Source organism: Vibrio sp. 1978, assembly GCF_033344345.1.
Genome location: NZ_JAWPOP010000631.1, coordinates 1 through 629 on the forward strand (window position 1 = coordinate 1; position 629 = coordinate 629).

The 629-nt window shown below is 51.7% G+C and carries 1 pseudogene; it reads left to right on the top strand.

Annotated elements, in window-relative coordinates:
- Positions 1–629, top strand: a pseudogene (locus tag R8N49_RS28235) (exopolygalacturonate lyase); the annotation flags it as partial.

Here is a 629-nt window from a genome sequence, read left to right on the forward strand (position 1 = left end):
GTTGTCGCTGCTGGTAAGTTAGCGTCCACATTTACCATTGAAAGCCGCGGCGGCAAGTTAGCTAACTCGCATGAAGGACTCACCTTTTACTACACCGAGCTACCAACTGATGTGAACTTTACCCTCAGTGCCGATGTGGTGCTTGAACAGCTTGGCCCGGAAACAGGCGCGACACCAAACCGCCAAGAAGGCGCAGGTTTGATGGTGCGCGACATTCTAGGTGCCGAGCGTTTAGTGCCGCAACCTGAGGGCCATGAAGAGTTTCCGTCTGCATCGAACATGGTGATGAACCTAATGCGTTCTCACACCCGCACGAACGATGGCATGACCAACATCAACGCATCGTTTCGTGAAGGCGTTTATCAACCTTGGGGAACGCCGGGTAACCGTTTAAGCCGTGTCGATTATGTGGAAGGGGTGCCTTACGGCACGGCTGAAACCTACCGCATGACGCTGACACGCACCAATGATGGTTTCAAAGTCAGCTACCGTAATGGCGAAAAATTCGTTGAGCAAGCGGTAAAAGGCGCGAATGCCAATATCGTTGAAATGCAAAACTCAGACTCGCAATACGTCGGCTTCTTTGCGTCACGCAATGCAAAAATGACGGTGAGCAATGTCGATTTGCA